Here is a 5,921-nt window from a genome sequence, read left to right on the forward strand (position 1 = left end):
CCTAATATTGTCTCAAGACCAAAAGTCTTTCTAGTCAAGGAATCTACCCTAATAAAAATTATTTTAATTGCCTCATATTTTTTCAGTGAAATTGAATTAGCAACGATAGACATACATTCCAGCCATCGAACTACTTAATTAGTATGCAGACTAAAAGCAAGCTGTGACTGGGTTATAATTTTTGGAGATGTCAATTAGACCTCGACCTAATATTGTCTCAAGACCAAAAGTCTTTCTAGTCAAGGAATCTACCCTAATAAAAATTATTTTAATTGCCTCATATTTTTTCAGTGAAATTGAATTAGCAACGATAGACATACATTCTAGCCATCGAACTACTTAATTAGTATGCAGACTAAAAGCAAGCTGTGACTGGGTTATAATTTTTGGAGATGTCTATTAGGAAGTGGGGGACGAGGAGGCCAGGAGCAGGGAGAATAAATAAAAGCTGACTCCTGACTCCCCAAAAGGAAAACTTCGTAGCTCACCATTAAGATAACTGCTCTAACATCTCTAGGGACATTTAAGGCTTTTTGGACCCTATGTCCACAGCAACGGTCAGACTTTTGGCTTTGTTGGTTGCCATTGAGAAATTAAGCGAGAATACCGACCATATTAAGCGGATTTCGCCGATAGCATATCTCTGGAAGAACGCCATCCTAAGTCTGATATAGCAGGGGATAGCTTACGGTTTTAACCATTCCCGATGTGTTGAAATCTTCTAGAACTATCGTAGTGAAAAAGCCAATTAGGCAAGGGATTCTCCCACTTCTAAGAGGGGACAAAAGGGAAAATAGGGGGAAACCGTCCAGCGATAGAATTTTTTGCTGCTGGTGGACTGAAGATTAAAACGCAGGGAAACAAAGGGGAAAAAGGGAGATAGGGAACAATTCCAACTGAAAGCCGGCTTAGAAGTGGTATTATCGCCCTGCAAAGACCAAGCAGGGTATTGAAAAACCTCCAGGACGAGGGATTTTCCTTCATCGGTAACTTGGGCGCAGCTGCGACTAATGCCCGAAACCAAACAGAGACTATTACCGACACAATTGTCATTAGAAGCCACGATCAGGAGATCTTCCCCGGTGGTGGTTAGTTCAAAAGCGATAAAATCTCCAGCTTGCCAACGACTAAGGACTTGTCCCTGGGCATTCTGGTAGATAGCGCTGCAGTTTTCGGGATCGAGAAGACGATTACTATCGGGATCTAAGTAACCGCAAACCTTGCCCATCAGAAGGGTTCCATCCTGAAACCCATACACCCAATCAAAGGTATCGATGTTAGCGGCCCCTTGATTGCTTTTGTTGACCAATAGTAATCGATCGCTGACCACGGTTATTAATTCTCAATCAAACTAAGCTTCCCTTGATAACAAAGGTATCACTAAATACTAATTTCCCAAGGAAAAGATTTATTAATCTTAACTTGTCGGCCCCTGGGGAGAGTAAACTGGTCAGCTTAAATCAAGGCCAAAACCTGCTATCTTATGGGGAGACAAAAATTATCTAGATCTTGTTTTAGCGAGTGGTAGTAAGGGCATGGCGTACAAGCGGGTATTATTAAAACTGAGTGGGGAGGCCCTGATGGGCAATCTCGGCTATGGGATCGACCCGATGGTGGTTTCCGCTATCGCCCAGGAAATCTCCGAAGTGGTTGCTCAAGGCATCCAATTGGCGATCGTGGTCGGTGGGGGCAATATTTTTCGCGGGGTGAAAGCCGCCTCGGCCGGCATGGATCGGGCCACGGCCGATTATATTGGTATGATAGCAACAGTCATGAACGCTATGACCTTGCAGGATGCCCTAGAACGAGCGCAAGTGCCGACTAGGGTATTAACGGCGATCGCTATGCAGGAATTAGCTGAACCCTACATCCGCCGGCGAGCAATCCGTCATCTGGAAAAAGGTCGGGTGGTGGTTTTCGGTGCGGGATCGGGTAATCCTTTCTTTACCACCGATACCACGGCGGCCCTGCGCGCTGCCGAAATCGATGCGGAAGTGGTGTTTAAAGCGACGAAAGTGGATGGAGTTTATGATTCCGATCCCTCCCACAACCCTAACGCGCGACGCTTTCAAAGTCTCACCTACGGTCATGTACTGACCCATGATCTGCGGGTGATGGACGGAACTGCGATCGCTCTGTGCAAGGAAAATAATATCCCGATAGTCGTTTTCGATCTGTCGGTGACAGGTAATATTGTTCGCGCTGTCAAAGGTGAACCCGTTGGAACATTGGTAGGAGGATTCTGTGAAGTTAGCTGAAGTTCAAGACCATATGCAGAAAACCGTCGAATCAACCCAGAGAGGTTTTAATACGATTCGTACTGGCCGGGCAAATGCTTCTCTTTTAGATCGGATCATGGTGGAGTATTATGGCATGGAAACTCCCCTCAAGTCCCTGGCAACCATTAGCACTCCCGACGCAACCACGATCGCTATTCAACCCTTCGATCGTACCAGTATGGGGGCGATCGAAAAGGCGATTTCTCTCTCGGACGTGGGTTTAACCCCCAGTAATGACGGTCAGACCATTCGTTTGAATATCCCTCCCCTCACTAGCGATCGCCGCAAGGAATTGGTCAAATCGGTGGCGAAATTGGCCGAAGAGGGAAAGGTGGCGATCCGCAATATTCGCCGGGATGCGATCGATGCTATCCGTAAACAGGAGAAAAGTCACGAGATTTCTGAGGATGAATCCAGGGATTTACAGGATCAGGTGCAGAAATCCACCGATAAATTTATCGCCAAAATCGAGGATTTATTAGCGACAAAAGAAAAGGATATCTTGACGGTTTAAGTTTTTTTCTCCTCAGGGATAGAACAGGCTTTTTGTCTGTTCTATTTGGCTTTTTATCTCTATTTAAAAGCTATAGAGGAGTCAGTCCCGATGCAACAATTTATACTAAATCCGTTGAGTATAGGCTACTTATGAGGACAGGCAAAAGGGGGAATACATAATCAGTTTTTAATAACTGGATTTAGTATGACGGGGTAATGTGTTGTTGCTTACACTGATTTTTGGGAGTCATATAAGACAGTAATTTCTGGTAAACTTCATCGAGGCAAGGATTTATAGATTAGTAAGAAAGAGTCTATATTTCTCTAAAAAATCGTGGCTATTTGATATTTTATCTATGACTACTGACCAGCAGTAAATTTATCTGGTTTCATCAACAATTGTCAGCGTAATTCCGTCAAAAGTTCGAGACTGACTTGATGACCATTCCTGTTGAGTAATTTTAATCCCTTTTGCTTGAGCATAATCAGAATGAAACTCAAAAAATACTTGATTTCCTGCTTTAAAAATTTTAGCAAATTTATCGGGATATTTAGTCTTACTTAAAGCAATTTGAGCATCGAGAGAAGAACCTAACCAAATAGGAATTTCTCCTAAAAGAATTTTACGACTTTCTTGGTCATTCCACCGAATTAATAAATATGTACTTTTTTGTAATTGACGTTCCTCCTCCCAAAAGATCATCAAACCGATACAAAACCCTAAAATAGATGCACCAATTAAACGTCCTAACCGATCTGCTAAACTGGTTTCTATGGGAATAAATTGAGTTAATATTAAAGACATGAGAAGAAATCCAATTGACGCTAAACTACCCCCTAAGCTACCGCCTAAAAAAGCTCTTAATCTTTGTAAATTGGGAATAAAATAAGAAATACCTAAAGCGACAATGGCTCCTAAAATTGTCCATGCAATCAAACGAATGGCAATTTCTAAGGCTGAGGAAAAATTAACAGATGGTAATAATAACCATGATCCTGAAAAGAGAACAATAATGCCAAAAAACCAAGCTAACCCTTTTGAATAAAAAGTATAATATACTCCACAACCGACAATAAAACCAGCTATCAAGATTCCTGCATCCCCTAAATAATCGATGGTAAAAATCAAGGCTACAGCAGCAATAATTCCCAGTAGAAAACCTCGGATCAAGATTTCCTTTAAAGGAATATTACGTCTGATTGAATTGATAATTACAAAAGTAATTGTCCCAGCAATTCCCCAATTAATGACCCCAGCGATTAATTCAGAATTAGGAAGATTGGTTAAAATGGTAAATAGAGAAGAACCGATCCCCCCTGCGATTAAACCAGCAATAGTGCTTCCTATTAAAATCAGGAAAGTTTCTTTGATGGTTAAAAGACGACGATGTAAATAGTGATTCTGAGCAACAATTAAGGTTAAAGATAACCCTAGAGTAATAATAGCTGTCCATCCTCCTGTTCTTAACGAAGAATAAGTTAAACTATAATTACCTGTTGTTTTTGATTCTAATAATTGCTGATTATTAATCGCTAATTCTGCTTGACGAAACCCTTGATCAATTTCGCCAGAGTTCGCATAAAAAACTAAATTAGGATCCCCTGTTAAACGGGTTAAGTATTGAATATCAGCATCTCCTGTGGCGACAACAATCATTAAAATTGATTGATTTCTAGCTTTATTAGCTGCTAGAATAGCTTGAAATTGAGATTGAGGCATTCCATCCGTAAACAGTAAAATATAACGATTATTGTCAGTAGAAGATAAAGATGCGATCGCTTGTTTAATTCCTGCTGCCATCGGTGTTCCGCCTAGTGCTTGTAAGCTGTTAATTCCCTGATTTAATTGTGCCTGATTAGTGCTTAAAGAAGTGATAATATTAACCGTTTCACCGAAATTAATCACCCCTAACTGTTCTTTTGAGAAGTCGCGACGGTTAATAAAATTGATTGCCGCAGTTTTGACTTCTTCTAGTTTGCCACCTTCCATACTACCTGATGAATCGATTAAAAGAATAACCGCTTTTTGATCGGTTTGAGGTAGGGGAGAAAGTTCGGTTAAATGAAGAAACCATTCTCCTAAAATTAGAGCTATAATTAAACAGCCAATTCCTCCATATAAGGCAAATAATAAGGCTTTTTGATAATTTTGTTTGAGGGTTTGCAATAAACTTAACATGGTCTTTAATTTTTTAATAATTGAATTGGTTTTGAAAGGGAATAAAGTTGACGATATCGCTTACTTTTTATTTAGGAACTACCTCCCAAATAAAAGCCTAGCAAAAACATGATTAAGATGCCAATAATAAATAAGATAGACCAGGAAAAACCCGCAAATAAAACAAGACAAGCAGGGAAAGAAATCAGAGTTCCACCAACGAAAAAGATACCCACCAAAAGAAAGAGCGGTACTTTAATAGTATGGGTCATTAGTTGATAAAAATCACCAAGAAAACCCAATAAATTATTAAAAATTTTAGGTTTAAACCTTTGAGAAACTTTTTTCCTAAGATAATTTTCAGCATCAGAGTTTAGAGGATAAATCGCTTGAAAGGTTTGGGGTTTATAAATTTCTTCAATCTGATAGGCCCATGCGGTTAATTTGTTTTTATTTTTTCTTCTTTCTGCCAGTTGATTGATCATAATAACCGTACACTTTAGATCACGAGGAATCACTAAACAAGGATTTTTTTCTTGTAATAATGCTTGAAATTGCGGCAGTTTTAAAGCATCATTATGACGGGTATTAGAATCATCATACAAGTGGGTTTTTCTGGTATCTTTTTGATCAAAAGGGTCGAAAGTTGGCTTGTTATTAGTATTAAACCATGCCAATAAATTCGTTAATTTTCCTAATCCTTGCGCTATAAAATAACGATATAATAATACTTCTTCTCTGTTGCGATCTTTCCCTTTACTAATAACAGCAATGATTGACCAAGCCTCTTTTTTATTTTTAACTTCTCGACCGATTATAACAAATTTTTCTTTTTCAGGCACGTTTTGAGGAAAGCAAGGAATTTTTAATAATTCCTCATCAATGGCTTGATAAACCACATCGGGAATCGGCTCTAAGGTACAATTCATAAAGTCTTCTTCGGTGTAATCTTCCACCCACCACAAAACTTGTGTACCAACTTGTGAAGA

The 5,921-nt window shown here is 39.6% G+C and carries 5 protein-coding genes and 1 pseudogene; 2 read left to right on the forward strand and 4 right to left on the reverse strand.

Features of this window, described 5'->3' with window-relative positions:
- Positions 1-518 precede the first annotated feature (518 nt).
- Positions 519-734, reverse strand: a pseudogene (locus PX484_RS21660) (RNA-guided endonuclease TnpB family protein); the annotation flags it as partial.
- A gap of 14 nt (positions 735-748) precedes the next feature.
- Positions 749-1,330 (reverse strand): hypothetical protein, encoded by a 582-nt coding sequence (locus tag PX484_RS21665; RefSeq protein WP_002800488.1) that lies wholly within the window; start codon positions 1,328-1,330, stop codon positions 749-751.
- Positions 1,331-1,535: 205 nt separating this feature from the next.
- On the opposite strand from PX484_RS21665, the gene pyrH reads away from it, so the two are divergent.
- Positions 1,536-2,258: a UMP kinase gene (gene pyrH / locus PX484_RS21670; protein ID WP_002800489.1), complete on the forward strand. Its 723-nt coding sequence runs from the start codon at positions 1,536-1,538 to the stop codon at positions 2,256-2,258.
- A 13-nt stretch (positions 2,259-2,271) separates the two neighbouring features.
- A complete protein-coding gene (gene frr, locus PX484_RS21675) occupies positions 2,272-2,793 on the forward strand; it encodes a ribosome recycling factor (RefSeq protein WP_373276097.1) in 522 nt (173 codons plus the stop codon).
- A gap of 360 nt (positions 2,794-3,153) precedes the next feature.
- Here the strand turns inward: frr and PX484_RS21685 are convergent, their stop codons facing one another.
- Both PX484_RS21685 and PX484_RS21690 read right to left on the reverse strand, forming a co-directional pair.
- Entirely contained in the window at positions 3,154-4,953 is a 1,800-nt protein-coding gene (locus tag PX484_RS21685; protein ID WP_287768061.1) for a vWA domain-containing protein, read from the reverse strand.
- Between the two features lie 71 nt (positions 4,954-5,024).
- Positions 5,025-5,921 (reverse strand): hypothetical protein (locus PX484_RS21690; RefSeq protein WP_288105453.1); only part of this gene is annotated, 897 nt, incomplete at its 5' end.

Origin of the sequence: Microcystis sp. M49636_WE2 (genome assembly GCF_030065375.1) — a bacterium.
Lineage (GTDB): Bacteria > Cyanobacteriota > Cyanobacteriia > Cyanobacteriales > Microcystaceae > Microcystis > Microcystis aeruginosa_C.

Bases quoted from the DNA above. Each gene is read 5' to 3' on its own strand.
- pyrH (WP_002800489.1), top strand. From the start codon at position 1,536: ATGGCGTACAAGCGGGTATTATTAAAACTGAGTGGGGAGGCCCTGATG.
- frr (WP_373276097.1), top strand. From the start codon at position 2,272: ATGCAGAAAACCGTCGAATCAACCCAGAGAGGTTTTAATACGATTCGT.
- PX484_RS21685 (WP_287768061.1), bottom strand. From the start codon at position 4,953: ATGTTAAGTTTATTGCAAACCCTCAAACAAAATTATCAAAAAGCCTTA.